Source organism: Candidatus Hydrogenedens sp. (assembly GCA_035361075.1).
In the GTDB taxonomy this organism is placed as follows: domain Bacteria; phylum Hydrogenedentota; class Hydrogenedentia; order Hydrogenedentales; family Hydrogenedentaceae; genus Hydrogenedens.
This window is the reverse complement of record DAOSBX010000031.1, coordinates 1-1075: the sequence shown is the minus strand read 5'-3', so window position 1 is coordinate 1075 and position 1075 is coordinate 1. Positions and strand designations below refer to the sequence as shown.

The window sequence follows — 1075 nt, the reverse complement described above, 5'->3', positions numbered from 1 at the left end:
GAACCCCTGAAGGAGAAGGTATCGTTGAAGGAACTCCTGAGGGAACCCCTGAAGGCGAAGGAGAAGGGACTATTGAATATAGAATTGTACCTGATGTTGTAGGACTTCCACAGGCTGAAGCAATTAATGAAATAGTAACAGCAAATCTGGCAATAGGTTCTGTATCACAACAATGCAGTGATACCATTCCTGCGGGTAATGTGATAAGTCAGAACCCGTCTGCAGGACAGCAAGTACCTATTGGGACTCCAATAAGTATAGTTACCGCATCGGGACCGTGTATGGCTTTTGACGCATGGATAGATAGCCCAGAATATATCGTTAAAATGGTAGGCGATACACTCTCTCTAAAAGTAATTGTTGTTGGTGCTCGTGGAGAAGTGGCATTTCAATGGTATTTCAGTCGTTTGAAGAATTTAAAATCTCCTGAAATTATTGACGGTGCCACAACAGATACACTTTATTTAGAAGACCTTCAATTAGAAGATTCGGGGTTTTATTGGTGTCAGGTTGCGGATGATTATGATGTGATTGATACCCCCTTAGTAGAACTTCATGTAATAACAGGATTAAGTTTGAACATTAATTTCTTGTTAGTCGTAGCTATTGGTATTACTACAAGTGTAATTTTTGCAACCCGAAAACACATGAACAGACATAACTCGTAAATGAAACCTGTAAACAAACAATGTAATATGTATTGATATAAATCATATTTATTTTCAAGTGGCAATATTTGATTGAAAATTAAAATAAACGAAAAGTTATAAGGTTATCCTATCCATTTTGATTTGTTTCTACACATCTATTTTATCATTATTAGCACTATAGACACACTTTGCTATATACACTCAATGCCACAAACATTCAATTCCAATTTTAAGCTAACAATACCGGACCTACCTAAACCACAAAATCAATACCGCATATAGCCATGCCACCTATTCAGTATAGTAAACGGTTGTTCTACCATCCAATGCTTCCTCATCGCTATATCTTAATCCCACTCCTGCTCCAAGAAAAACACAGAAGGAAAATTTATCTTTTTGCTCCTCTGTGGTTCTCTGGGTACTCT

The 1075-nt window shown here is 37.3% G+C and carries 1 protein-coding gene; it reads left to right on the top strand.

Features of this window, described 5'->3' with window-relative positions:
* Positions 1-668 (top strand): PASTA domain-containing protein (locus PLJ10_09865; GenBank protein ID HOK09954.1); only part of this gene is annotated, 668 nt, incomplete at its 5' end.
* Positions 669-1075: the final 407 nt, after the last annotated feature.